The organism is Streptomyces sp. NPDC107517 (assembly GCF_055582645.1).
Window position 1 is genome coordinate 515,938 of the sequence record NZ_JBVJPM010000003.1, and the last position, 23,277, is coordinate 539,214.

The 23,277-nt window shown below is 70.0% G+C and carries 21 protein-coding genes; 8 read left to right on the top strand and 13 right to left on the bottom strand.

Going from position 1 to position 23,277, the window contains the following annotated elements:
* Positions 1–37: 37 nt before the first annotated feature.
* Entirely contained in the window at positions 38–1,819 is a 1,782-nt protein-coding gene (locus ACZ67T_RS10105; RefSeq protein WP_469982903.1) for an SDR family oxidoreductase, read from the bottom strand.
* Positions 1,819–2,661, bottom strand: coding sequence for a M24 family metallopeptidase (locus ACZ67T_RS10110; protein WP_469982905.1), 843 nt, complete (start codon positions 2,659–2,661; stop codon positions 1,819–1,821). The genes ACZ67T_RS10105 and ACZ67T_RS10110 overlap by 1 nt, the downstream gene beginning before the upstream one ends.
* Positions 2,662–2,904: 243 nt before the next feature.
* Here ACZ67T_RS10110 and ACZ67T_RS10115 point away from each other — a divergent pair, with 243 nt between their 5' ends.
* The 5 genes from ACZ67T_RS10115 (at position 2,905) to ACZ67T_RS10135 (ending at position 6,756) form a co-directional block, all read left to right on the top strand.
* Positions 2,905–3,870: an ABC transporter ATP-binding protein gene (locus ACZ67T_RS10115; protein ID WP_469983095.1), complete on the top strand. Its 966-nt coding sequence runs from the start codon at positions 2,905–2,907 to the stop codon at positions 3,868–3,870.
* A complete protein-coding gene (locus ACZ67T_RS10120; RefSeq protein ID WP_469982907.1) occupies positions 3,860–4,765 on the top strand; it encodes an ABC transporter permease in 906 nt (301 codons plus the stop codon). The genes ACZ67T_RS10115 and ACZ67T_RS10120 overlap by 11 nt, the downstream gene beginning before the upstream one ends.
* Positions 4,762–5,673: an ABC transporter ATP-binding protein gene (locus ACZ67T_RS10125; protein ID WP_356277260.1), complete on the top strand. Its 912-nt coding sequence runs from the start codon at positions 4,762–4,764 to the stop codon at positions 5,671–5,673. The genes ACZ67T_RS10120 and ACZ67T_RS10125 overlap by 4 nt, the downstream gene beginning before the upstream one ends.
* A 9-nt stretch (positions 5,674–5,682) precedes the next feature.
* Positions 5,683–6,402 carry an ABC transporter permease gene (locus ACZ67T_RS10130; RefSeq protein WP_469982908.1) on the top strand — a complete coding sequence of 240 codons (720 nt, stop codon included), beginning with the start codon at positions 5,683–5,685 and terminating at the stop codon, positions 6,400–6,402.
* Positions 6,403–6,531: 129 nt separating this feature from the next.
* Entirely contained in the window at positions 6,532–6,756 is a 225-nt protein-coding gene (locus tag ACZ67T_RS10135) for an SGM_3592 family protein (RefSeq protein ID WP_469982910.1), read from the top strand.
* A 353-nt stretch (positions 6,757–7,109) separates the two neighbouring features.
* Here ACZ67T_RS10135 and ACZ67T_RS10140 read toward each other — a convergent pair whose 3' ends face one another.
* The 9 genes from ACZ67T_RS10140 to ACZ67T_RS10180 all read right to left on the bottom strand — a co-directional run bounded on the left by ACZ67T_RS10140 (position 7,110) and on the right by ACZ67T_RS10180 (position 17,270).
* Positions 7,110–7,934 carry an HAD family hydrolase gene (locus tag ACZ67T_RS10140; RefSeq protein ID WP_469982911.1) on the bottom strand — a complete coding sequence of 275 codons (825 nt, stop codon included), beginning with the start codon at positions 7,932–7,934 and terminating at the stop codon, positions 7,110–7,112.
* Positions 7,931–9,208 carry a serine--tRNA ligase gene (serS, locus tag ACZ67T_RS10145; RefSeq protein ID WP_383088939.1) on the bottom strand — a complete coding sequence of 426 codons (1,278 nt, stop codon included), beginning with the start codon at positions 9,206–9,208 and terminating at the stop codon, positions 7,931–7,933. The genes ACZ67T_RS10140 and serS overlap by 4 nt, the downstream gene beginning before the upstream one ends.
* 766 nt (positions 9,209–9,974) lie before the next feature.
* Complete coding sequence (pheA, locus tag ACZ67T_RS10150; protein ID WP_326774990.1) at positions 9,975–10,910, bottom strand: prephenate dehydratase; 936 nt, start codon at positions 10,908–10,910, stop codon at positions 9,975–9,977.
* A gap of 10 nt (positions 10,911–10,920) precedes the next feature.
* Entirely contained in the window at positions 10,921–12,174 is a 1,254-nt protein-coding gene (gene efeB / locus ACZ67T_RS10155) for an iron uptake transporter deferrochelatase/peroxidase subunit (protein WP_469982914.1), read from the bottom strand.
* 8 nt (positions 12,175–12,182) lie between these two features.
* Positions 12,183–14,192, bottom strand: coding sequence for a copper resistance CopC/CopD family protein (locus ACZ67T_RS10160; protein ID WP_469982916.1), 2,010 nt, complete (start codon positions 14,190–14,192; stop codon positions 12,183–12,185).
* Between the two features lie 14 nt (positions 14,193–14,206).
* Entirely contained in the window at positions 14,207–14,758 is a 552-nt protein-coding gene (locus tag ACZ67T_RS10165; RefSeq protein WP_469982918.1) for a copper chaperone PCu(A)C, read from the bottom strand.
* A complete protein-coding gene (locus ACZ67T_RS10170) occupies positions 14,755–15,453 on the bottom strand; it encodes an SCO family protein (protein WP_469982919.1) in 699 nt (232 codons plus the stop codon). Before ACZ67T_RS10170 ends, ACZ67T_RS10165 begins: the two co-directional genes overlap by 4 nt.
* 104 nt (positions 15,454–15,557) lie before the next feature.
* A complete protein-coding gene (locus ACZ67T_RS10175) occupies positions 15,558–16,316 on the bottom strand; it encodes a YcnI family copper-binding membrane protein (protein WP_469982920.1) in 759 nt (252 codons plus the stop codon).
* Positions 16,317–16,463: 147 nt separating this feature from the next.
* Positions 16,464–17,270 carry a hypothetical protein gene (locus tag ACZ67T_RS10180; RefSeq protein ID WP_469982921.1) on the bottom strand — a complete coding sequence of 269 codons (807 nt, stop codon included), beginning with the start codon at positions 17,268–17,270 and terminating at the stop codon, positions 16,464–16,466.
* A 238-nt stretch (positions 17,271–17,508) separates the two neighbouring features.
* On the opposite strand from ACZ67T_RS10180, the gene ACZ67T_RS10185 reads away from it, so the two are divergent.
* Positions 17,509–17,970, top strand: coding sequence for an ATP-binding protein (locus ACZ67T_RS10185; protein WP_469982923.1), 462 nt, complete (start codon positions 17,509–17,511; stop codon positions 17,968–17,970).
* Positions 17,971–18,051: 81 nt separating this feature from the next.
* Here ACZ67T_RS10185 and ACZ67T_RS10190 read toward each other — a convergent pair whose 3' ends face one another.
* The gene (locus tag ACZ67T_RS10190) at positions 18,052–19,521 is read right to left on the bottom strand and encodes an aminopeptidase P family protein (RefSeq protein ID WP_469982925.1); all 1,470 of its coding nucleotides are present in this window, start codon (positions 19,519–19,521) and stop codon (positions 18,052–18,054) included.
* Between the two features lie 152 nt (positions 19,522–19,673).
* The gene (locus tag ACZ67T_RS10195; RefSeq protein WP_469982926.1) at positions 19,674–21,197 is read right to left on the bottom strand and encodes a PP2C family protein-serine/threonine phosphatase; all 1,524 of its coding nucleotides are present in this window, start codon (positions 21,195–21,197) and stop codon (positions 19,674–19,676) included.
* Between the two features lie 460 nt (positions 21,198–21,657).
* Here ACZ67T_RS10195 and ACZ67T_RS10200 point away from each other — a divergent pair, with 460 nt between their 5' ends.
* Together ACZ67T_RS10200 and ACZ67T_RS10205 are read left to right on the top strand one after the other, a co-directional pair.
* A complete protein-coding gene (locus ACZ67T_RS10200) occupies positions 21,658–22,353 on the top strand; it encodes a bifunctional DNA primase/polymerase (RefSeq protein WP_116512149.1) in 696 nt (231 codons plus the stop codon).
* Between the two features lie 143 nt (positions 22,354–22,496).
* Positions 22,497–23,084, top strand: a complete 588-nt coding sequence (locus ACZ67T_RS10205) for a hypothetical protein (RefSeq protein ID WP_469982928.1) — start codon at positions 22,497–22,499, stop codon at positions 23,082–23,084.
* Positions 23,085–23,277: the final 193 nt, after the last annotated feature.

Consider the following 23,277-nt stretch of genomic DNA (forward strand, 5'->3'; position numbering starts at 1 on the left):
TCGCTGCGTCCGGTGCGCCCGGCGCTCTCCTCGGTGCTCACAACGGCGGATCCAATCGTGCGACGGCGCGCAGGGCCTTGGGCGTGAAGCGGGACATGAGGTGGGCGCCGCGGGCCTCGGGTGTGACCGGGACGACCGCCTGATTGCGCACGACGGCGGTCAGGATCGCGCCGGCGACCTTCTCCGGCGGGTAGTTCCGCAGGCCGTACAGGCGCGAGGACTTCTTCTGGCGGCGCTTCTCCTCCTCGGCGTCGACCCCGGCGAAGTGGGCTGTCGCCGTGATGTTCGTGTTCACGAGGCCGGGACAGATCGCGGAGACACCGATCCCCTGGCCCGCCAGCTCGGCGCGCAGGCACTCGCTGAGCATGAGGACGGCGGCCTTGGACGTGCTGTAGGCGGGCAACGCCTTGGAGGGCTGGAATGCCGCGGCGGAGGCCGTGTTCACGATGTGGCCGCCCTGTCCTCGCTCGGCCATCTGCTTGCCGAACAGGCGGCAGCCGTGGATGACGCCCCACAGATTGACGTCGAGGACCTTCTTCCAGTCCTCCGGCGTGGTGTCGAAGAAGGATCCGGACAGGCCGATGCCCGCGTTGTTCACCAGCACGTCGACGATGCCGTACTCGGCGGCGACCTTCTCGGCGAGCTTCTCCATGGCCTGTTCGTCGCTGACGTCCACGGTCTCGGCCCACGCCTGGGGGGCGCCTATGAGCTGGGCCATCTCGGCGGTGCGGGCCGCGCTCTCCGCGTCCCGGTCGACGGCCACCACGCGCGCGCCGGCCTCGGCGAACGCGAAGGAGGTGGCCCGCCCGATGCCGCTGCCCGCGCCGGTGACCAGCACCAGCTGGCCGCCGAAGCGCTCGGCGTGCTTGCCCGTCGCCTTCGTGCGCCGTGCGGGCAGGCCCGCCTCCCGCTCCTCGTTCGCCAGGACGAACTCGCTGATCCACGCGGACAGTTGATCCGGGCGGGTGCGCGGCACCCAGTGCTTGGCCGGGAGCGTGCGACGGACCAAGCCCGGTGCCCACAGCTCCAGTTCGTCATAGAGCCGTTCGGACAGGAAGATGTCGCCCAGGGGCAGGACGAGCTGCACCGGCACGTGCGCGTAAGCGTCCTCGCGGGGCCTGCTCAGCCGCGCCCGTACGTTGTCCCGATAGAGCCAGGCGCCATGGGCGGCGTCTGAGGGCAGGGACGGCGTCGGATACTCGCCCGCCGGCACCTTCTCCATGCGTTCGAGGATCTTCGGCCAGCGCTTGCCGAGCGGACCGCGCCAGGCGAGCTCGGGCAGTACGGGCGTGTGCAGCATGTACACGTACCAGGACTTGGCGCCCTGGCCGAGCAGCTGGCCCACCCTGCGGGGCGTCGGCCGCGCCATCCGCTTCTTGATCCAATGCCCGAAGTGGTCGAGCGACGGGCCCGACATCGAGGTGAAGGACGCGATCCTGCCCTCGGTGCGCTGGACCGTGGCGAACTCCCAGGACTGCACCGAACCCCAGTCGTGGCCGACCAGATGGACCGGCTCGTCCGGGCTGACCGCGTCGGCGACCGCGAGGAAGTCGTCCGTCAGCTTCTCCAGCGTGAACCCGCCGCGCAGCGGCGTCGGCGCCGTCGACCTGCCGTGGCCCCGCACGTCGTACAGGACCACGTGGAAGCGGTCGGCGAGCCGCTCGGCGACCTCCGACCACACCTCCTTGGAGTCCGGGTAGCCGTGCACGAGCACCACCGTGGGCCGCGTCGGGTCCCCCAGCTCGGCCACGCACAGCTCGATACCGCCCGTGCTGACCCAGCGCTCCCGCGCTCCGGCCAGCCCTTTGAGTTCCGTCATCAGATGCCCTCCGCCCAGCGCCGCACGTGCGGCAGATCGTCGTCCAGCCAGAACGCGCTCTGTTCGGGGTCCTTGGAGTCGGTGACGACCAGGATCTCCTCGAACTTCGCGCCCGTACCCCTGAAGCCGAGGTGCGGCTCCACCGCCCACAGGCCCGGCTGCGGCGGATGGTCGGAGAACTTGTACGGCGACCACAGCGGGGACCAGCCGTCCCGATGGCCGTGGATCGCGTCGCTCGCGAGCCCCTTCAGGGACTGCGTGCCGAAGCCGAACAGCGTCGGGGACATCCGGCGCTCCTTGACCCGGTCCACCTTGTGCGCGATCACACCGAACGGGTACGCGCGATGCCGGTTCTCGTAGCCCTGGCGGACCATGAGGCGGTCCACGTCCTCGTAGATCTCCCGCAGGGAACGGCGCTCGCGGACCTCGCGGACGATCAGCTCCCGGTGTGCCTCGAGGTCGGCGAGCAGCTTGTCCTGCACGGGATTGAGGCCGAGCGAGCCCGAGTAGCCGATGTCCGCCGTACAGCCCTTGTAGACCGGGGCCATGTCGAGGATGAACGGCATCCCCGCCTCCAGCTTCCGGTTCGTAGGGAAGAACTGGAGCGGGATCCGGAAACCGGCGAACGCCGTGCGGTCGCCGAACCAGGCGAACGGCAGATGGAACCAGTCGCGCACGCCGCGCTCCCGCAGCCACTCCCGCTGCATCCGGGCGGCCTCGCGCTCCGTCACCCCCGGCTCGAGCTGTGCCGCGACGGCCTCCGCGCACTCGTACGCGAGGGACTGGACTTCTCTGAACCCCCGCAGTTCCGCGGAGAGTTCACGTACCACTGCTGGGGTCATGCCACCGTCCGTCCGTGTCCGGTCCGTTGCCGTACGCGCTCGTAACTTGACACTGATGAATGTGACAATGGTTGGCGGCTGCGTCAAGGGGTGTGCACGGGAGCCTGTGGAAAGCTCTGGGAGCTCACGGAGAGCGACTCAGGGAGGAACCCCTAGGGACCCGTAGTACTCGAGTCTGAGACAGGGACAACCCCCTGGTCTGACGACCCGTGTGGTCTGCGCCACTACCTTCGAGGTGTGACTGTGATCGCGACCGAAAGCCTGAGCAAGCGGTTCCCCCGGGTGACCGCGCTTGACCGGCTCTCCATGGACATCGGGCCCGGTGTGACGGGACTCGTCGGAGCCAATGGAGCCGGCAAGTCCACTATGATCAAGATCCTTCTGGGTCTGTCCCCCGCCACGGAGGGCCGCGCCGCCGTGCTCGGCCTCGACGTGGCCACCGAAGGCGCCGCCATCCGCGAACGCGTCGGCTACATGCCGGAACACGACTGCCTGCCGCCCGACGTCTCGGCCACCGAGTTCGTCGTCCACATGGCGCGCATGTCGGGCCTGCCGCCCACCGCGGCCCGCGAGCGCACCGCCGACACCCTCCGCCACGTCGGCCTCTACGAAGAGCGCTACCGCCCCATCGGCGGCTACTCCACGGGCATGAAGCAGCGCGTCAAGCTCGCGCAGGCCCTTGTCCACGACCCGCAGCTCGTCTTCCTCGACGAACCGACGAACGGCCTCGACCCGGTCGGCCGTGACGACATGCTCGACCTGATCCGCCGCGTCCACGCCGACTTCGGCATCTCGGTCCTCGTCACCTCGCACCTCCTGGGCGAGCTGGAGCGCACCTGCGACCACGTCGTCGTGGTCGACGGCGGAAAGCTCCTGCGCTCCAGTTCCACCACGGACTTCACCCAGACCACGACGACCCTGGCGATCGAGGTCACCGACTCCGACGAACACCCGGACGGCACCCGCGCGTTGCGCGAGGCCTTCGCCCGGCGCGGCATCGAGACCACGACCGGCGGGGAGCTCCCCGGAGCCGGACACACGGTGCTGATCACCACCCAGAGCGACGACACCTACGACCTCGTGCGCGACATCGTCGCCGAGCTCGGCCTCGGGCTGATCCGGATGGAGCAGCGCAGGCACCACATCGCGGAAGTCTTCCGCTCAGAGACGGACAACGAGCGGAAGGAGGCGGTCGTCCATGGCGGTTGAGCAGTCCCTCACCCCCGCCGGTGAGCAGACCCGCATCCACAACATCGGCTACCGCCACTACGACGGCCCGCGCCTCGGCCGCGCCTACGCCCGCCGCTCGCTCTTCTCCCAGAGCCTGCGCGGCGCCTACGGCCTCGGCCGCTCGGCCAAGTCCAAAGTGCTGCCGATGCTGCTCTTCGTAGTGATGTGCGCCCCCGCGCTGATCATGGTCGCGGTGGCCGTCACCACCAAGATGAAGGACCTGCCGGTCGACTACACGCGCTACGCGATCCTCCTGCAGGCCGTCATCGGGCTCTATCTCGCCTCCCAGGCACCCCAGTCCGTCTCGCGAGACCTGCGCTTCAAGACGGTCCCCCTGTACTTCTCCCGCCCCATCGAGCGCGGTGACTACGTCCTGGCGAAGGTCGCGGCCATGACCTCCGCCCTCTTCGCCCTTACGGCGGCCCCGCTGATCGTCCTCTACGTAGGCGCGCTGCTCGCCAAGCTCGACTTCGCCGAACAGACCAAGGGATTCGCCCAGGGACTGGTCTCCGTGGCACTGCTCTCGCTGCTCTTCGCCGGCATCGGCCTCGTCGTCTCGGCGGTCACCCCCCGCCGCGGCTTCGGCATCGCCGCCGTCATCGCCGTCCTGACCATCTCCTACGGAGCGGTCTCCACCGTCCAGGCCATCGCCCAGTCGCAGGACAACAGCGGCGCGATCACATGGCTCGGCCTCTTCTCGCCGGTCACCCTCATCGACGGCGTGCAGACCGCCTTCCTCGGCGCCACCTCCGCCTTCCCCGGCGGACACGGACCCTCGACCGGCCAGGGCGTCGTCTATCTGCTCGTCGTGCTCGGGCTCATCGCCGGCTGCTACGGCCTCCTGATGCGCCGCTACCGGAAGGTCGGACTGTGACCACGATCAACATCGACCACGTATCGCGCTGGTTCGGCAACGTGGTGGCGGTCAACGACATCACGATGACGATCGCCCCCGGCGTCACCGGCCTCCTCGGCCCGAACGGCGCGGGAAAGTCCACCCTCATCAACATGATGGGCGGCTTCCTCGCCCCGTCGAACGGAACGGTCACCCTCGACGGAGAGCCGATCTGGCGCAACGAACAGATCTACCGTCACATCGGCATCGTCCCCGAGCGCGAGGCGATGTACGACTTCCTCACCGGCCGCGAATTCGTCGTCGCCAACGCCGAGTTGCAGGGCCTCGGCACGCACGAGGCGCAGAAGGCGCTCGCCACGGTCGAGATGGAGTACGCGCAGGACCGCAAGATCTCGACGTACTCCAAGGGCATGCGCCAGCGCGTGAAGATGGCGTCCGCCCTCGTTCACGAGCCGTCCGTGCTGCTGCTCGACGAGCCGTTCAACGGCATGGACCCGCGCCAGCGCATGCAGCTCATGGACCTCCTGCGCCGCATGGGCGCCGAGGGCCGCACGGTCCTCTTCTCGTCGCACATCCTCGAAGAGGTCGAGCAGCTCGCCTCCCACATCGAGGTGATCGTCGCCGGGCGCCACGCGGCCGGCGGTGACTTCCGCAAGATCCGCCGCCTGATGACCGACCGTCCGCACCGCTATCTCATCCGCTCCAGCGACGACCGCGCCCTCGCGGCCGCGCTGATCGCGGACCCGTCCACCGCGGGCATCGAAGTCGACCTCAAGGAAGGCGCGTTGCGCGTCCAGGCCGTCGACTTCGGCCGGTTCACCACCCTGCTGCCCCAGGTCGCCAAGGCCCACGGCATCAGACTGCTCACGGTCTCGCCGTCCGACGAGTCCCTCGAGTCCGTGTTCTCGTATCTGGTCGCGGCGTAGGAGGCCCTGATGTACGACCCCACTGTCGCCCGGCTCACCTACCGAGCCCTGCTCGGCCGCCGCCGGGCCCTCATCCTGTGTGCCCTGCCCGTCCTGCTCATCGCCATCTCCGCGCTCGTGCGCGGTCTCACCGGGGCGGACGACCAGATCGCCGCGGACGTGCTCGGCGGGTTCGCGCTCGCCACGATGGTGCCGATCATCGGCGTCATCGCGGGCACGGGCGCGATCGGCCCCGAGATCGACGACGGCTCCGTCGTCTACCTCCTGGCGAAGCCGATCAAGCGCCCGACGATCATCTTCACCAAGCTGATCGTCGCCATCGCCGTGACCATGGTGTTCTCCGCGGTCCCCACCCTCATCGCGGGCCTGATCCTGAACGGGAACGGGCAGCAGATCGCCGTCGCCTACACGATCGCGGCCCTTGTCGCCTCCATCGCGTACGCCGCGCTCTTCCTGCTCCTCGGCACGGTCACGCGCCACGCGGTGGTCTTCGGCCTCGTCTACGCCCTGGTCTGGGAAGCGCTCTTCGGGTCCCTCGTGGCCGGTGCGCGCACTCTCAGCGTGCAGCAGTGGTCCCTCGCCGTGGCCCACAAGGTGGCAGGCGGCGACCTCATCACCTCGGACGTCGGCCTCCCTCTCGCCACCGTCCTGCTCGCCGCGGTCACCGTGCTCGCCACCTGGTACGCGGGCCAGAAGCTGCGCACGCTGAAGCTCGCCGGTGAGGAGTGACGGCTCTTGACAGCGGCTTCACCCTCCCATCAGGACACTGGTCGGGAGGGTGACCTGCTTTCCGGGAGAGCCCGTTTGCCGGGGAGCCGATCTGTCCCAGAAAGGTGACCCGTTCCAGGAGGAGTGGAGATGACGGCGGAGCCGGAGCGCGAGCGGGACGAGACATGGGAGGGCGTGGCCCTCGACGAGGAGTTCATACGGTCCGCCGAGACCACGGAGCCGTCCGCGCGGGCCCGCATGCTCGCCGCACGCTGGCGGAACGAGTCCCCGCAGCCCCAGCCGTGGCGCTCCGACGAGCCGCCCGCGGGCTGGTTCTTCAGCCGCGCCCGCCGCCGCAAGTGGCGCAAGCGCTAGGGCCTCTCGTTCGGGCCGGACAGGCCCAACCGCGTGTCTGGCCACGTTTTATTCGGTGGCGCCCAACTCCCAGTAGAGGCACAGTAGTTCTGTAACCGCGCCGCGCACGGCGCCCGCCTGCTGGGAGAGGAGCGAGACGATGTCGGTCAAGATTCCGTCGAGCTCCCAGCAGGGCAGCCCACGGCAGGCTCCGGAGTAGTTACTCACTCCGTACGAGCCGGCTCACGGGGAGGCTGCCCGGGGCGGCCGCTTCGAGCGCGCACCTTTCGGGTGCGCGGGCCGCCCACCCAGACTTTGCAGTGCCGCGCCCCAAGGGAACGGCACCCGCGGACGGCCGCGGCGACGGCAGGCCGTCAGCCCAGCAGGCGTTCCAGGACCACCGCGATGCCGTCGTCCGCGTTCGACGTCGTGACCTCGTCCGCGACGGCCTTGAGCTCCGCGTGGGCATTGGCCATCGCCACGCCGTGCGCCGCCCAGCCGAACATCGGGATGTCGTTGGGCATGTCGCCGAAAGCGATCGTGTCGGCCGCCTTCGCGCCCAGCCGGCGCGCGGCCAGCGAGAGACCGGTCGCCTTCGAGAGACCGAGCGGCAGCAGCTCGACGATGCCCTCGCCCGCCATCGTGACGCCCACCAGATCACCGGCCACGGCCAGCGCCAGGGCGGCCAGTTCGTCGTCGGTCATGCCCGGGTGCTGCACGTACACCTTGTTCAGCGGCGCCGCCCACAGCTCGGTGACATCCGTGAACGGGATGACCGGCAGGGGGCCCTCCTGCACCTGATAGCCGGGCCCCACGACGACCTCGCCCTCGAGGCCGTCACGGCTCGCGGCCAGAGCCAGCGGCCCGGCCTCCGCCTCGATCTTGGAGAGTGCGAGACCGGCCAGCTGCCGGTCGAGGGTGACCGATGTCAGCAGCCGGTGCTCGCCGGCGTGATAGACCTGCGCGCCCTGCCCGCACACCGCGAGGCCCTCGTAGCCGAGGTCGTCGAGGATGTGCCGGGTCCAGGGCACGGCCCGCCCGGTCACGATGATGTGGGCGGCGCCCGCCGCGGTGACCGCGGTGAGCGCCTCACGCGTCCGCTCGGAGACCGTGTCGTCGGGCCGCAGAAGCGTCCCGTCGAGATCGGTCGCGACGAGTTTGTACGGGAACGGGTGATCCAGCGGAGCAGGGTGGCTCACTTGTTGATCGGCTCCAGGATCTTTCGGCCCCCCAAGTACGGACGCAGCACCTCGGGCACCCTCACGGAGCCGTCGGCCTGCTGGTGATTCTCCAGGATGGCCACGATGGTGCGCGGTACCGCGCACAGCGTCCCGTTCAGCGTCGCCAGCGGCTGGACCTTCTTGCCGTCGCGCATCCGGATGGACAGGCGGCGGGCCTGGAAGCCGTCACAGTTCGACGCCGAGGTCAGCTCGCGGTACTTGCCCTGCGTCGGGATCCACGCTTCGCAGTCGAACTTGCGCGAGGCCGAGGACCCGAGGTCGCCCGTCGCCACGTCGATGACCTGGAAGGGCAGTTCGAGGCCGGTCAGCCACTGCTTCTCCCACTCCAGAAGCCGCTTGTGCTCGGCCTCGGCGTCCTCGGGAGCGACGTACGAGAACATCTCGACCTTGTCGAACTGGTGCACCCGGAAAATGCCCCGGGTGTCCTTGCCGTACGTACCGGCCTCGCGGCGGAAACAGGGCGAGAAGCCGGCGTAGCGCAGCGGCAGCTTGTCCGCGTCGAGGATCTCGTCCATGTGGTACCCGGCGAGTGCGACCTCGGAGGTGCCGACCAGGTAGTAGTCGTCCTTCTCCAGGTGGTACACGTTCTCCGCGGCCTGGCCGAGGAAGCCCGTGCCCTCCATGGCGCGCGGGCGCACCAGCGCCGGCGTCAGCATCGGGATGAAGCCGGCCTCGGTGGCCTGCGCGATCGCCGCGTTCACCAGGGCGAGTTCGAGGAGCGCGCCGACGCCCGTCAGGTAGTAGAAGCGCGAGCCCGACACCTTGGCGCCGCGCTCGACGTCGATGGCGCCGAGCGCCTCGCCGAGCTCCAGGTGGTCCTTGGGCTCGAAGCCCTCGGCGCCGAAGTCACGGATCGTGCCGTGCGTCTCGAGGACGACGAAGTCCTCCTCGCCGCCGACCGGGACGTCCGTGTGCACGATGTTGCCCAGCAGGAGGGCGAGGCGCTGGGTCTCCTCGTCGGCCTCGCGCTGCTCGGCCTCGGCGCTCTTGACGGCGGCGGAGAGCTCGCCGGCCTTCTTCAGGAGCTCCTGCTTCTCGTCGGCGGAGGCTTTGGGGATCAGCTTGCCGAGCGACTTCTGCTCGGAACGGAGCTCGTCGAAGCGGAGCCCGGACGACCTGCGCCGCTCGTCGGCGGAGAGCAGGGCGTCGACGAGCGCGACGTCCTCTCCACGGGCGCGCTGGGAGGCGCGAACACGGTCGGGGTCCTCACGAAGCAGGCGAAGGTCAATCACCCCTCAAGGCTACCGGTGCGCGGTTCCAGCACACGAACCGATATCCCGTGCGTTACCTTATGCCCGATTTGCCGGATGTGAATTCGGCAAGGGATGGTCGACGCGCGGCAAAGCGCGTGGCCGAAATGGATCTTCTCGGGGCCGGTCGGACACTGTGGACGCCGGTCAATGAAAAGGATCCCATTCCCCGAAATGGGGCAGACGCGGCACAGTCACTTGACCAAGTCGCCTTGTGCGGGGCGGAACTTGGCGGCGGGGTTGTCCACAGGAATGTGGGCCCCCGCGAGGTTATCCACAGGCTGTGCGAAAGATCTGTGGATGCCGGAAGAGATCGTTCCGAAAGCCGCATGAGCGGCGAAGGATTCCCGATCCAAACTCATCTCACACGCACTTTCGAGTGGAAATGGTTCGCTCTATAGAGTTGATCAAAGGAAAAGAGTGGACGAGGGGTGACGTGCGCGCCTGTGGACGGGGTTGTGGGCTGTAGGGCGATTTGTCGACCATGTAGTGAGATGGTGTCGACTTGTCCCCAGGTCGAGAAGCACACCTGTGGATAACTTCTGTGGATGGAGAAAATCTGCAGGTAGGACTGGTTCTGAGGACGTCGAAATCCGGCGCCCGAAGACGCCGGAAAACCGTCAGAACCCGTATGTCCGAAGGTGCAGGAACCCGTAGGCCTGCCGGAACCCGTGTCTCCGGAGGTGCCAGAACCCGTATGCCTGCTGGAACCCGTTTGTCCGAAGGTGCCGGCTGGAACGCAAAGGCGTCAGAAACGGCCGTCCTGGCAGCGCGCGAGCCAGTCGGACGCCGCCATGAAGTCGCTGTCGGACGTTCCCGTCCGCGGCGTCCGGACGTCCGCCACGGTGACACCGGCCCTCGGATACGAGCCCAGGAAGCGCACCTGCGGGCAGACCCGCTTGAGCCCCATCAGCGCCTCGCCCACGCGGCGGTCCGAGATGTGGCCCTCCGCGTCGATGGCGAAGCAGTAGTTCCCGATGCCCTCACCCGTCGGCCGGGACTGCAGCAGCATCAGGTTGACCCCGCGCACCGCGAACTCCTGGAGCAGTTCGAGCAGCGCGCCCGGGTGGTCGTCGCGCTGCCAGATGACCACGGAGGTCTTGTCCGCGCCGGTGGGCGCGGCGGGGCGGGCCGGCTTGCCGACGAGGACGAAGCGCGTCTGCGCGTTCTCCGCGTCATGGATCTCGGTGACCAGTGGCACCAGGCCGTAGCGCTCCGCGGCGAACTCGCCCGCGAACGCCGCGTCGTAGCGGCCCTCCTGGACCAGGCGCGCACCGTCCGCGTTCGACGCCGCAGACTCCCACGTCACGTCCTCGGCGAGATTCGCCTTCATCCAGTTGCGGACCTGCGGCTGAGCCGCGGGATGGGCCGTCACCGTCTTGATGTCCGACACCTGCGTACCGGGCCTGACCAGCAGCGCGAAGGTGATGGAGAGCAGCACCTCGCGGTAGATCATCAGCGGCTCGCCGGCCACCAGCTCGTCGAGCGTGGTCGTGATGCCGCCCTCGACGGAGTTCTCGATCGGCACGAACGCGGCCTCGGCCTCGCCGTTGCGTACGGCGTCGAGTGCGGCGGGCACGGACACCATCGGAACGAGTTCCCGGGTGGCGGTCTCCGGGAGCGTGCGCAGAGCAACCTCGGTGAAGGTTCCCTGAGGGCCGAGATACGCGTAGCTGGCTGACATATTGGTCACCCTAATGGGCCTCCAGCAACGCCTGCCCCACGTACTCGCCCTTTGCTGCCCCGCCGGGCACCGCGAACAGCCCGCTCGACTCGTGACGGATGAAGTCCGACAGGGCGTCTCCCCGGTCGAGCTTGCGCTGCACCGGCACGAAGCCGCGCAGGGGGTCCGCCTGCCAGCAGATGAAGAGCAGCCCGGCGTCCGGCACCCCGTCGTGGCCGATGCCGTCGTGGTACGAGAACGGGCGGCGCAGCATCGCGGCGCCGCCGTTCTGGTCGGGCCGGGTGATGCGCGCGTGGGCGTTGATGGGTATGACGAGCTTGCCGTCCGCGCCGGTCTTCTCCAGGTCCGGTTTCGTGGTCTCCGTGCCCCCGGTCAGGGGCGCGCCGTCGGACTTCTTGCGCCCGATGACGTCCTCCTGTGCCTTCCCCGACAGCTTCTCCCAGTCGTCGAGGAGCATGCGGATGCGCCGTACGACGGCGTACGAGCCGTCGGCCATCCAGGCGGGGTCGCCCGACGCGGGCACGAAGATCCGCTTGTCGAAGTCGGCGTCGGCCGGCTTCGGGTTGTTGGTTCCGTCGATCTGGCCCATGAGATTGCGGGCGGTCACGGGGTGGGAGGTGGCGCCGGGCGAGCGGTTGAAGCCGTTCATCTGCCAGCGCACCCTGGCCGCTTCCCCTGCGTCCCGCTGGACCGCGCGCAGGGCGTGGAAAGCGACCAGCGCGTCGTTCGCGCCGATCTGCACCCACAGGTCGCCGTTGCTCCGGGTCTTGTCGAGGTGGTCGGAGAAGAAGTCGGGGAGCGGGTCGAGCGCCGCCGGACGCTGCTTCTCCAGCCCCGTACGGGAGAAGAAGCTGTGGCCGAAGCCGAAGGTGAGCGTCAGCGAGGAAGGACCGGCGTCGCCGGCAACCTGCGTGTCGGAGTCGTCGAGGGCTTCCCCGGCCATCAGCCGCTGGGCGGTGGCCGACCAGCGCCGCATCAGCGCAGCCGCTTCCTTGCGTTTGGCGCCCGGCGCGAGATCGAAGGCGATCAGGTGCCCGCGGGACTGCGTCGGGGTCGTGATGCCGGCCTGATGTTTCCCGTGAAACATCACGCGGTCCGCGCCGAGAGAGGTCAACGACGCGGCGGTGTCGGGGGAGCTCGACGACGCGGTCGCGTACCCGGCGGCGCCGCCCACGGCGCCCAGGGCGAGGCCCGTCGCGCCCGCGGTGCCGAGCAGCCGCCGTCGGGAGATGCCGGAGTCGGTCCGGTTCTCGGAGTCAGCCATGGTGGGGGTCAGCCGATCTTCGCGTTCTTGTTGACGGTCACTTGGTCGATGTCGGACGTGCGCACGGTGATCGCGATCTTCCAGTCGCCCGCCACGGGGATCTGCACGCCGCTCGCGCTCCAGTGTCCGGTGGCGATGTGGTCGGGAACGACCGGCAGGGGGCCGAGCTTCTTCGCGGCGAGGGTGAAGGAGACCTTCACCTCGGGGACGTCGAACGCCTTGCCGTTGGGGCGCTCCACATAGACGTGCATGTCGTTGCTGCCGGTGCGCCCGGGGTCCATGTCCAGGAGAAGTGTGCCCTTGCCGTCCTGGCCGCCCGTGTCGAACGGCAGCTTCAGGGAGAGCGGCCCCGACCGCTGGGAGGCCGCCGCGGTGACGGCCTTGGCCTCCTCCTCGGTGCGGCCCGGCTCGGTGGAGGTGAGCACGGTGGTGACGACGAGCAGGAGGACGGCGACACCGGCCTCGGTGAGTACGGAGCGGCGCAGTCCGGAGCGGCCCGGGTCGGCGTCCCGTAGGCGCTTCTCGCGAGCGGTCGCCAGGACGGCGCGCTGGCGGGCGAGCTGGGCGGACCGCTTGTCGTCGACATCGGGGCCGGAGCCCGTGTCGCCGCCGGCACCGGAGCCCGCATTGCTGCCGGCACCGGAGCCTGTATCGCCACCGGAACGGGAATCCGCTTCGCCACTGCCCCCTTCCCCGGACGACGATCCCTTCGAAGCGCCGCCAGTAGGTACTGTCACTGCCTCCTCCGACCGCGAGCGCTCCTCGATCACAGTGGTTGCGGCAGCCTCCGGGGCGAGGCTCTCCGACAGGCGTCCCGTCCACTTCCGCGAGATCCAGGCGACGCCGACCAGGACGGCGACGAGCCCGATCTTGACCAGCAGCAGCTGCCCGTAACGGGTGCCGGTGAGCGCCGACCAGGAGCCGACCTGGCGCCACGACTGGTAGAGCCCGGTCACGGCCAGCGTGGAGACCGCGCAGAACGCCACCCGTGAGAACCGCCGGACGGCGGCGGCCTCGATCGACGGTGCCCGGTACAGGGCGACGAGCAGGGTGGCGAGGCCGCCGAGCCAGGCCGCCACCGCGAGCAGGTGCAGGACGTCGACGGGCATGGCGAGTCCGGCCTGGATGCCGGTGGAGGCGTGCTCGGCCATCGCCCAGGTGGCGGCGAGACCGGCGGCGACGACCGCGCCGCCGATCGCGAGCCCGAAGGTGAGGTCCTTCTTCTCCTTGGGGTCGGTCCGCTTCTCGTACGCGCCGAAGAGCACGGCGATGAAGAGGGCGGCGGCGGCGAGGAGCAGGAGCCGTGACACCAGTGCCGCGCCCGACTTGGTCTGCAGGACCTGCCCGAGGAGGGTCAGGTCGAAGATGTCACCGACCGCGCCGGACCCTGTGTAGGAGCCGCGCATCAGGAGCATGGCGAGGGTCGCGCCGGTGAGGGTGATCCAGCCGCCCACAACGACCCGCTGCACGGGGCGTACGCCCGCTCCGCGCGGCCAGCAGGCGAGGACGAAGGCCGCGCCGCCGACGGTGAGGATGAACCCCCCGTAGGAGAGGTACCGCGCGACGCCGTAGAGACCGCCGACGACGCCGCCGCCCGCGGTCTGGTCGGGCAGTGCCGCGGTGGTCTTGGAGGGGGCGCCGATGGAGAAGGTGAACGCCCCGGAGACGGGGTGGCTGTCGGCCGAGACGACCTGGTAGGCGACGGTGAACGTGCCGTCGGGCAGCCCGGAGTGGAGGGGGACCCCGTAGGTCGTGCCGCCGAGGTCCGTCGTCTTGCCCGTGTCGACGCGCTTCCCGGCCGGGTCGAGGACCCGTACGGAGCCGTCGGACATCGCGACCTCCTCGGAGAAGGTCAGGGACACCCGGGTGGGGGCCTGCTCGACCACCGCGCCCTGCTTCGGGTCGCTCCCGGTCAGCGCGGCGTGCGCGGAGACGGGCGCGGCGCCTGCGAGGAGCGCGCCGGTGACGGCGAGAAGCAGCAGCAACAGGTGCCGGAAGCGGGGAGCGATGGTCTTCACGAACGGTCAGCCCCTCAGTGCGACGTGTGCGACGTGTGCGACAGGTTCGACTTGTGCGATGCCATCGTCGACGCCGACGACATCGACGAGTGCGCCGACTTGGCCGTCGGGTTGTAGGTGGCGGCCTTCACCGGGAAGGTCACCGTGACGGTGCCGGACTTGGCGAAGTGCAGCTCCACGGACACCTTGTCGCCCTCCTTCGGCGTCTGCTTGAGGTTTTCGAACATGAGGTGGTTGCCACCGCGTTCGAAGTCGAGCTCGCCGTCGGCCGGGACGGGGAAGGACTTCTGCTCCTTCATCACCCCGCCCTTGGTGGAGTGGAGGGTGACCTGCTGGGCGATGGCGCTGGTCACCGAGGTGAGCGTGTCGGCGCCGCCGCTGTTGTGCACGATGAAGAAGCCGGCCGCCATGTCGCCGCCCGCGGGCGCCGGTATGAACGCCCCGCCGACCTTGACCGCGGGCTTGCCGGAGGACGCCGAGGCCGACGAGTCTCCGGAGCCGCAGGCCGTGAGGGCGAGTCCGGCCGCCAGCGCCGTGGCACCGAGAGCGAGCGGTGTACGCCTCACGGCTGCTCCCCCTTGATGATCTTGGGGAGGTCCTTGGTGTAGTCGTCGACGGTGGCGTCCTCGCCGTACAGGACGTAGCCGGCGTCGGTCTTCGGCGAGAAGGCGATGACCTGCGTGCCGTGCATCGAGACGAGCTTGCCGTTCTTGTCCTTCTCCGTCGGCTCGATGGAGATGCCGAGGGTGCGGGCGCTGCCCTGGATGGTGGCGAAGTCGCCGGTCAGGCCGATGAAGTCGGGGTCCTGCGCCTTGAGCCACTTGCCGAGGACGGGTGCGGTGTCGCGGTCCGGGTCGGTGGTGACGAAGACGACCCGGAGCTTGTCCTGTTCGGCCTTCGGCAGTGCCTTCTTGGCGACGGCGATGTTGCTCATCGTCAGGGGGCACACGTCGGGGCAGTGGGTGTAGCCGAAGTAGATCAGTGTCGGCTTGCCCTTGGTCTGCTCGCGCAGGTCGAACTTCTTGCCGTGGGTGTCCGTGAGGACGAGGTCCGGCTTCTTGAAGGGCGAGTCGAGGACGGTCGCGGCCTTGTTCGAGCCGGTCTCGGCGGAGACCTCGGCCACGGGCTTGTTGCCGTCGTCGCCACTGCCGCAGGCGGAGAGCGTGAGCGAGGCCGCGGCGACGAGCCCGGCGGCGAGCAGCGTCTTCTTGCGGAGGGCCCGGCGAGGACCTGTGTGCGGGGTCTTACGGGGAGAGCGCATAGAAAAATGTCCCAGATGTGAGGCGGGCCGGTGTGCACCGGGGTCGGCCGGCGGCCGCGGGGGGCCGACGTCTGCGCCGGCCCCGGTGCACACCCGCGGCTGGTTCAGCTGTTGGTACGACGGCGTCCCGCGAGCACGCCGAAGGCCACGCCGGCAGCGCCGACGACGATGCCGGCGATGCCGAGGGCGCGTGCGGTGGTGTCGCTGTCGGAGGAGCCGTCGGAGGAGCTGTCCGACGAGGAGGCCGTAGCCGGCTTGTCGTCACCCGACTTGGCGCTGTCGTCGGCCGCGGCGCCGCCGTGGTGGTCCTCGGTCGCGGCCGAGAGCTCCAGGGTGGGTGCCGGGTTCTCCGGCTCCTCCTGGCCCTTGGCCTGCGGCTCGATCCAGCGCACGACTTCCTTGTTGTCGTAGGTCTGGATCGCCTTGAAGACGAGCTCGTCCGTGTCCTCGGGCAGCTGCCCGATGGAGAGCGGGAACTTCTGGAAGAAGCCGGGCTGGATGCCCTTGTCCTTGCCCGAGCCGTCGGCGGTCCAGGTGACCTGGGAGACGGCCTGGTCGATCTTCTCGCCGTGCATCTCCAGCGGCTTGTCGAGCTTGGACTTGGTGACCTTGGCGGTCCAGCCGGGGATGGGCTCGGGCATGACCGAGGCCAGCGGGTGGTCGGTCGGGAAGTTGACCTCGACCTTGGTGGTCGCGGCGTCGTCGCGCTCGTTCGGCACCTTGAAGTTCACGACGGCGTATCCGCCCTTGGCGGCGACGCCCTCGGGCTGCACGCTCACGTGCGCGAAGGCGGGGACGGAGAGCACCAGGACGGCGGACGCGGCGGTGGCACCGACTGCGGCGACGCGGGAAATCTTCTTCATGGCAGAAACCACTCCACTCGGGTTCAGCGAGATCAGGCGAACGGTGAGTGCGCGCACCGGGAACGGGGCACGCGCGCGTGCCGCACGACACTCCTCCGCGCTGTGCGGGAACCCGTGCAGGGACCCGCGTGGAGTACGTGTGTCGTGTCAGGCAGCGAGACGGAACGCGTCGTCCGCGGGCGGGCCGCGCCTGATCACCGAGTGCTGAAGTGCCGTCGTACGCAGGGGCAGTGGTGCGAGGAGATCGACGGGCACCACATGGGGCGCCGCCTCCGCAGCCCCGGGCAGACCGGCCCTGAGGGCGCGCACGAGAGCGAGAGCGGCGCGCAGGGAACGGACGAGCGCCCCCTGGGCGACTCCATGCGCCGAGTTCGCCGAGAGGCGGACGAGGCGGCCGAGCGCGAGGTCTCCATGGCGCAGCAGCCAGCCCGCGACGACCGCGGCGAGCAGGTGCCCGAGCAGCATCGGCAGGGACGGCAGCAGCGACATGGAGGTGGCCGCTCCGGTGGCCATGTGGTGGTGCACGGCCGTTCCGGAACCGGGTTCGACGCCGGCGTCCGACAGGATCTTCTGCGCCTGCGCGGGGCTGATCGCCGCCATGCCGGAGCCGCACATGAGCCGGGCCGCGCGCTCCACGGCCGAGGGTTCCTGTGCTGTCTGCGCCATCGTCATGGTGCCGTGCTGGCCCACTCCGAACAGGGCGTGCAGACCGGTCTGGCCAACCGCGAGAGCGGCGGCGATGCCCGGCAGCGAGCGCTCGCGCCCGGCGAGCGGCGCCGCCACGGCGAACACCGCGAGGAACCCGACGCCCAACGTCCACAGCGGGACGGTGGCGCACGAGGCGAGCACATGTCCGGCCGCGGACAACGCGACGCAGACCGCGGTGAACACCGCGGCCCTCAGCAGCCGGACATCCGTTCCGGTGCGCGCCTCGCGCTGGTGGGGGGCAGACATGGCGGCCTCATCATCGCACTGGGCTTACCCGCCTCATACGGCAGGTCCACAAGGTCCGGAATCTTCCGCCCCGCCCGCTTGAAGCCGACTCCGGACACCGCTGACGCCGACTGCGTACACCGCCGCCACCGGTCCGCGCGTCCGCCGTATGGGCGGTATCACGCGAAGCGTGCGATTGCACAGGGGCCGTTGCGGCAATACGTATCGGTATGTCGAGCCGCGGCCTGGAGGCTGGAGCATGAGCATCTGGTGGTCTCTGCACTTGCGCCGCGAGGCCGCGAGCGTTCCGCTCGCCCGACGCCTGCTGATCGACACCATGGAGACCGCGGGCGTGGACCCCGACGTCTCGTACGACCTGTCCGTCGCCCTCACCGAGGCCTGTGCCAACGCCGTCGAGCACGGCGGCGATCCGGACCCCGACGATCCGGCGGGCGCGTACCGGGTCACGGCCTACCTGGAGGGCGAGACCTGTCGCATCGAGGTCGCCGACTCCGGTCCCGGCTTCCCGGCCCTGCGCGGCCGCGGCACGACGCTGCTCAAGCCCGCCCCCGACCACGCCGAGCACGGCCGCGGACTCTGTCTCATCCAGGAGCTCGCGGACCACGTCCACTTCGTCAACCGACCGGGCAGGGGCGGCGCGGTGGTCAGCTTCGACAAGGTGCTCAAGTGGCGCCAGGACGCTCCCCTGGTCTCCGCCTGAACCCCTCCGGGCACGACAGTGGCCGGGCACCGTCACGCCGTGCCCGGCCACTTCGCAAACGCGTCTCTACGCGCGCGTGGTTCAGCCCTTGAGCTGAGCCATCCACGCCTCGACCTCGTCCGAGCGGCGCGGCAGCCCGGCGGAGAGGTTCCGGTTGCCGTCCTCGGTCACGAGGATGTCGTCCTCGATCCGGACGCCGATGCCGCGGTACTCGGCCGGCACGGTCAGGTCGTCGGCCTGGAAGTACAGACCGGGCTCGACGGTCAGGCACATGCCGGGCTCCAGGGTGCCGTCCACGTACGTCTCGGTGCGCGCGACGGCGCAGTCGTGCACGTCGAGGCCGAGCATGTGGCCGGTGCCGTGCAGCGTCCAGCGGCGCTGGAGGCCCAGCTCGAGGACGCGCTCGACCGGTCCCTCGACGAGGCCCCACTCGACGAGCTTCTCGGCGAGCACACGCTGCGCGGCGTCGTGGAAGTCGCGGTACTTGGCACCGGGCTTGACGGCCGCGATACCGGCCTCCTGGGCCTCGTACACGGCGTCGTAGATCTTCTTCTGGAGCTCGGTGTAGCGGCCGTTGACCGGCAGCGTGCGCGTCACGTCGGCGGTGTAGAGGCTGTGCGTCTCGACGCCCGCGTCCAGGAGGAGCAGATCGCCGGAGCGGACCGGGCCGTCGTTGCGGACCCAGTGGAGGGTGCAGGCGTGCGGGCCGGAGGCGCAGATCGAGCCGTAGCCGATGTCGTTGCCCTCGACGCGTGCGCGCAGGAAGAACGTGCCCTCGATGTAGCGCTCGCTGGTGGCCTCGGCCTTGTCGAGGATCTTCACGACGTCCTCGAAGCCGCGGACGGTGGAGTCGACGGCCTTCTGCAGCTCGCCGATCTCGAACGCGTCCTTCACGAGGCGGGCCTCGGAGAGGAAGACGCGCAGCTCGTCGTCGTGCTCGCGGGTGACCTTGTCGGTCAGGGCGGTCTCGATGCCGGCGTCGTGTCCGCGCACCACGCGGACCGGGCCGCTCGCCTCGGCCAGGTGGCCGGCGAGCTCGCGCACGTCGGAGGCGGGGATGCCGTAGACCTGCTCGGCCTCGGCGAGGGAGTGGCGGCGGCCGACCCACAGCTCGCCCTGGCCGTCCAGCCAGAACTCGCCGTTCTCGCGGTCGGAGCGCGGCAGCAGGTAGATCGTCGCGTCGTGCCCGGAGACCGTCGGCTCGAGGACGAGGACGCCGTCCTCCGTCTGGTTCCCGGTCAGGTACGCGTACTCGACGGAGGCGCGGAAGGCGTACTCGGTGTCGTTCGAACGGGTCTTGAGGTTGCCCGCGGGGACGACGATGCGCTCACCGGGGAAGCGCGCGGAGAGGGCGGCGCGGCGGGCGGCCGTCTCGGACGCCTGCGCGATCGGCTCGAGGCCGTGCAGCTCGGTGTCGGCCCAGCCGGACTTCATGCTCTCGGCGAGCTCATCGGACACGCCCGGGTACAGGCCGTTCTTGCGCTGCTTGATCGGCTCGTCGCCCTCGGTCTGAGCGATCTCCGGGTTCTCCGGGGTGAGCTCCTCCGACACGTCTTCCTCCTAGATACGGCCCTGGGATCGGCCTGGGTGCGGCCTGGGTACAACGATGGACCCCCTCCATCGTACGGTCGCACGGAAGGGGGCCCAGGGCCGGAAGACCTGTTACATCAGGGGCTACGGGCTGTACGGCCCCGGTCACCGGATCACTCGAAGCGCGCGGCGAGCAGCACGACGTCCTCGTCGCTGTCGGCGGCGTCGAGCCCGTCCGGCAGGACGGTGTGCAGGACGTGGTCGGCGATCGCGCCGGGGTCGTCGCGGATCGTGCGCGGGACGCCGGCCGCCGCAGCGTGCAGACGGGCGAAGGCGCGGTCCATCGGGTCACCGGTGCGGTGCAGCAGTCCGTCCGTGTACAGCAGCACGGTCTCGCCGGGCTCCGGGCTGAATTCGACGCTCGGCGCCTCCCAGCAGGCCAGCATCCCGAGCGGCGCGGACAGCGACGTCTCCAGGAACTCGGTGCGTCTCTCGCCGATGACCAGCGGCGGGCTGTGCCCGGCACCGGCCAGGACGATCTTGCGCAGGGCGGGCTCGCAGTACACGAAGAGGGCGGTGGCGCTGCGCGCGGGCTCGGTCAGCCGGAGCAGCAGCTCCAGATCGGACAGGACGGCGACGGGGTCCTCGCCCTCCATCACCGCGTACGCCCGCAGGCTGGCCCTGAGCCGGCCCATCGCGGCGACGGCGCTGGCCCCGGAGCCGGTGACGGAGCCGACGGCCAGGCCGAGCGCGCCCTCGGGCAGCGGCAGCGCGTCGTACCAGTCGCCTCCGCCGCGCGGTCCCGTGCGGTGCCGGGCGGCGAGCTGCACGCCCGCGACCCGCGGGAGCCGCGGCGGCAGCAACTCCTCCGCGATGGTGCGGGACTTGGTGCGCGCCCGCTCCAGTTCGAGCAGGCGCGCGAGGTGTTCGGTGGCGTAGCGCGTGTACAGACCGACCAGATGGCGCTGGCGTTCGACGGGCTCGGCGGGCTCGTCGTAGAGCCACACCACGGCGCCGAGCCGGCCCGCCGCCTCGGTCGCGAGGGGCACCGCGAAGCTCGCCGCGTAGCCGAGCCGGGCGGCGACCTCGCGGTGGCGCGGGTCGAGCCCGTCCTCGGACAGCAGATCCGCGTGCACCTCGGGCTCGTCGTTCGCGTCCGTGCGGTCGAGGATCCTCCCGTACGAGGTCGCACCGCGCGGCACCGTCTCGATATGGCCGAGGTCGGAGCGGGCGAGGCCGAGGCCGACGGTGGTGTCGGGGCCCAGGCCGTCGGCCGGTTCCAGGACGACGAGTCCGCGGCGCGCGCCGACGAGGGCGGCACCGGCGCGGAGCACCTCGTGCAGGGCGTCGTCCATGACGGCCGTCCTGGCCAGGCGCTCGGTGAGTTCGTGCAGCGTGGTGAGGTCGGAGACCCAGCCGGCGAGCCGGTCCTGGATCAGTGCTCCGGGGGCTCCGGGGGCGCCGGGTGCTGCAGCGGAGGAAGGGGGCGCGGGCGCGGGTGACGCGGGCGCGACAGTGTGTGCCGGTGGGGGAACCGTTGAATCGATTCCAGCCACTTTCGGGAAGTGCGGGGCTGTCATGGCGTCCGGCTTTCCGACCGGTGCGTATTGCTCAATAGCATCGCAAACCCCCATGTGATTCTGCGCCGCCAGCAGTGTCTCCACATCTACACGCACCGATGAGGGGATGTCCAGCATTGTCCTGCTGGGATTCCTGGTGTCCAGGAGGCCCGTGCGGCATTAGTGATCTCTGATCGAACTTGGCTGAAAACTGCCTCGGGTTAGGGCATATTGCGGTCGACTGGCCTTGTTCGACAGAGCGTCACAGCGGTCGTGATGGGTACGTACTCGGAGAAGGCCAGGGACAGTTGGGATCGACCCGGAACCTGGCGACGGACCCGGGCGTCCTAACCACCGACGACCGTGCCCCATCCTCCCGTGGGGGAGACGGCGAGTAACACGCGCGACGGCAAACGCCAGGCGCCGCCACCCCACGCCAGGCTATTCAAGTACGCGGCCGGCGCTCGGACTATAGGGGTTCCCCCCGCTCAAGGCTGGGGTGCGGCACTCCCAGTATGTACGCTCAGTGAAGTGCTCGACACACAGTGTGATGTGGCCCACAGCGTTCTCTTCGGTCTACGGAAAGGAACGAGCGCTCATGCGCGAGATCCTCGGAAGGCGACGCAGGCTCCTGTCCAGGCGAAACAACGGGAAGTCTGATCAGTTCAGCGCGGCCCTGACCTTCGCGACCGCATGGCAGTGGCCCGTGCTCCCGGGCGTGGGGCTCGTGGGGGCGGGGCGCCGTGACGGCGTCAGCTGCGCCTGCCCCGACCCGGAGTGCACGGTGCCCGGCGCGCACCCCTTCGACCCCGGCCTGCTCGCCGCGACCACGGACGAGCGCATGATCCGCTGGTGGTGGACCAACCGCCCGACGGCGCCGATCGTGCTGGCCACGGGGGCCGGTGCGGGCGCGAGCGGCGGCCGCGCACCCTGCGCGGTGAGCCTCCCCTCGGTCGCCGGGGCCCGCGCCCTCAAGGCGCTCGACCGTACGGACATCAGGCTCGGCCCGGTCGTCGCCACCAGGGACCGCCTCTTCATCCTCGTGGCGCCCTACTCCATGGAGCAGCTGGGTGAGCTGCTCTACGCCCAGGACTGGGTGCCGGGGTCCTTGCGTTTCCACGGCGAGGGCGGCTATCTGGCACTGCCTCCGTCCGACACCGGCCTCGGTCAGGTCCGCTGGGAGCGCGCACCGCTGCCCGGCTCCGCGGCGCCCTGGGTGCCCGATGTGGAGGCCGTGGTGGACGCGGTGGTGGATGCCCTCACTCGTACGGGTGTGAGCGCGCCCGAGTTGTAGGGGAATCGGGCGCGCGGCGAGGGTGTGAAGAGGGCATGCGCCGATATCTTCGGCGCATGCCCTCCCCCTTCCCCAAGCTCTCGATCAGCCTCGAGCAGGGGAGACCCCATTCGCGCCTTCGTCTATCCGGTCTTCTCGCGGTCGTGGTCCTGACCGTTCTCCTCCCGCTGGCGGGCGCGTCCGCGGGTCCCGTCGGCGACACGGCCGTGGAGGACAGCCTCAACTCCGGCGAACTGCCCATGCTTAACGCCGACAGCGCCGACAAGGTCGACGACAAACCTGGCACGAGCGAGAGCGGCACGGCGGCCACGGATACCGCAGGCAAGGCGCGCCGGTCCCACGGGCGGCCGGCGGGCACTTCCTTCCTCGACGGTCTCGGGATCGCCACGACGGCACGGTGCGGACCCGAACTCGCCTCTCCTGACGGCATCGAGGCGCAGACCTGCGTACTGACCCAGGGGCGGGACACGTGGGCGAGGACCTACTACCGGAACGCGACAGGGGGGCCGCTGAGTTCCGTCCTGACGCTGATGGCTCCGGGGGGACGCACCGTACAGATGCACTGCGCGGTGGGTGCCCAGGACGAACCGGGGACGTGTGACACGCCTCGGGAACGCACTTCGGGTGAGGCGAGCGCCTACTCGGCGGTGGCGGAGTTCGCGGGAGCCGGGGACGCCGGGCCGCTGCTGCTCAGGTCGGGAAGCAACGCGCCGACGTCGGCCGGACGCTGAGCGAACGGGGCGATTTCCCGGGCGCAGGCCCACGGGGAAGTCCCGGAAAAACAAGGACCCGGTTGCTGGCGACGGGGGATGCACCAGCAACCGGGCTACTCGAACGGTAACAAGAGATCGGCCGTTAGCAAATTCGATCTCGGCTATTCGTATGCGGATTTACCTGCCGCTACGGGGAGTTGTGACCGGAGTC

Coding starts and splice junctions, on each gene's coding strand:
- ACZ67T_RS10185 (WP_469982923.1), top strand. CDS start 17,509: ATGAGCATCTGGTGGTCTCTGCACTTGCGCCGCGAGGCCGCGAGCGTT.
- efeB (WP_469982914.1), bottom strand. CDS start 12,174: ATGGCTGACTCCGAGAACCGGACCGACTCCGGCATCTCCCGACGGCGG.
- ACZ67T_RS10180 (WP_469982921.1), bottom strand. CDS start 17,270: ATGTCTGCCCCCCACCAGCGCGAGGCGCGCACCGGAACGGATGTCCGG.
- ACZ67T_RS10130 (WP_469982908.1), top strand. CDS start 5,683: ATGTACGACCCCACTGTCGCCCGGCTCACCTACCGAGCCCTGCTCGGC.
- ACZ67T_RS10135 (WP_469982910.1), top strand. CDS start 6,532: ATGACGGCGGAGCCGGAGCGCGAGCGGGACGAGACATGGGAGGGCGTG.
- ACZ67T_RS10170 (WP_469982919.1), bottom strand. CDS start 15,453: ATGCGCTCTCCCCGTAAGACCCCGCACACAGGTCCTCGCCGGGCCCTC.
- pheA (WP_326774990.1), bottom strand. CDS start 10,910: ATGTCAGCCAGCTACGCGTATCTCGGCCCTCAGGGAACCTTCACCGAG.
- ACZ67T_RS10110 (WP_469982905.1), bottom strand. CDS start 2,661: ATGACCCCAGCAGTGGTACGTGAACTCTCCGCGGAACTGCGGGGGTTC.
- ACZ67T_RS10105 (WP_469982903.1), bottom strand. CDS start 1,819: ATGACGGAACTCAAAGGGCTGGCCGGAGCGCGGGAGCGCTGGGTCAGC.
- ACZ67T_RS10175 (WP_469982920.1), bottom strand. CDS start 16,316: ATGAAGAAGATTTCCCGCGTCGCCGCAGTCGGTGCCACCGCCGCGTCC.
- ACZ67T_RS10200 (WP_116512149.1), top strand. CDS start 21,658: ATGCGCGAGATCCTCGGAAGGCGACGCAGGCTCCTGTCCAGGCGAAAC.
- ACZ67T_RS10120 (WP_469982907.1), top strand. CDS start 3,860: ATGGCGGTTGAGCAGTCCCTCACCCCCGCCGGTGAGCAGACCCGCATC.
- ACZ67T_RS10195 (WP_469982926.1), bottom strand. CDS start 21,197: ATGCTGGACATCCCCTCATCGGTGCGTGTAGATGTGGAGACACTGCTG.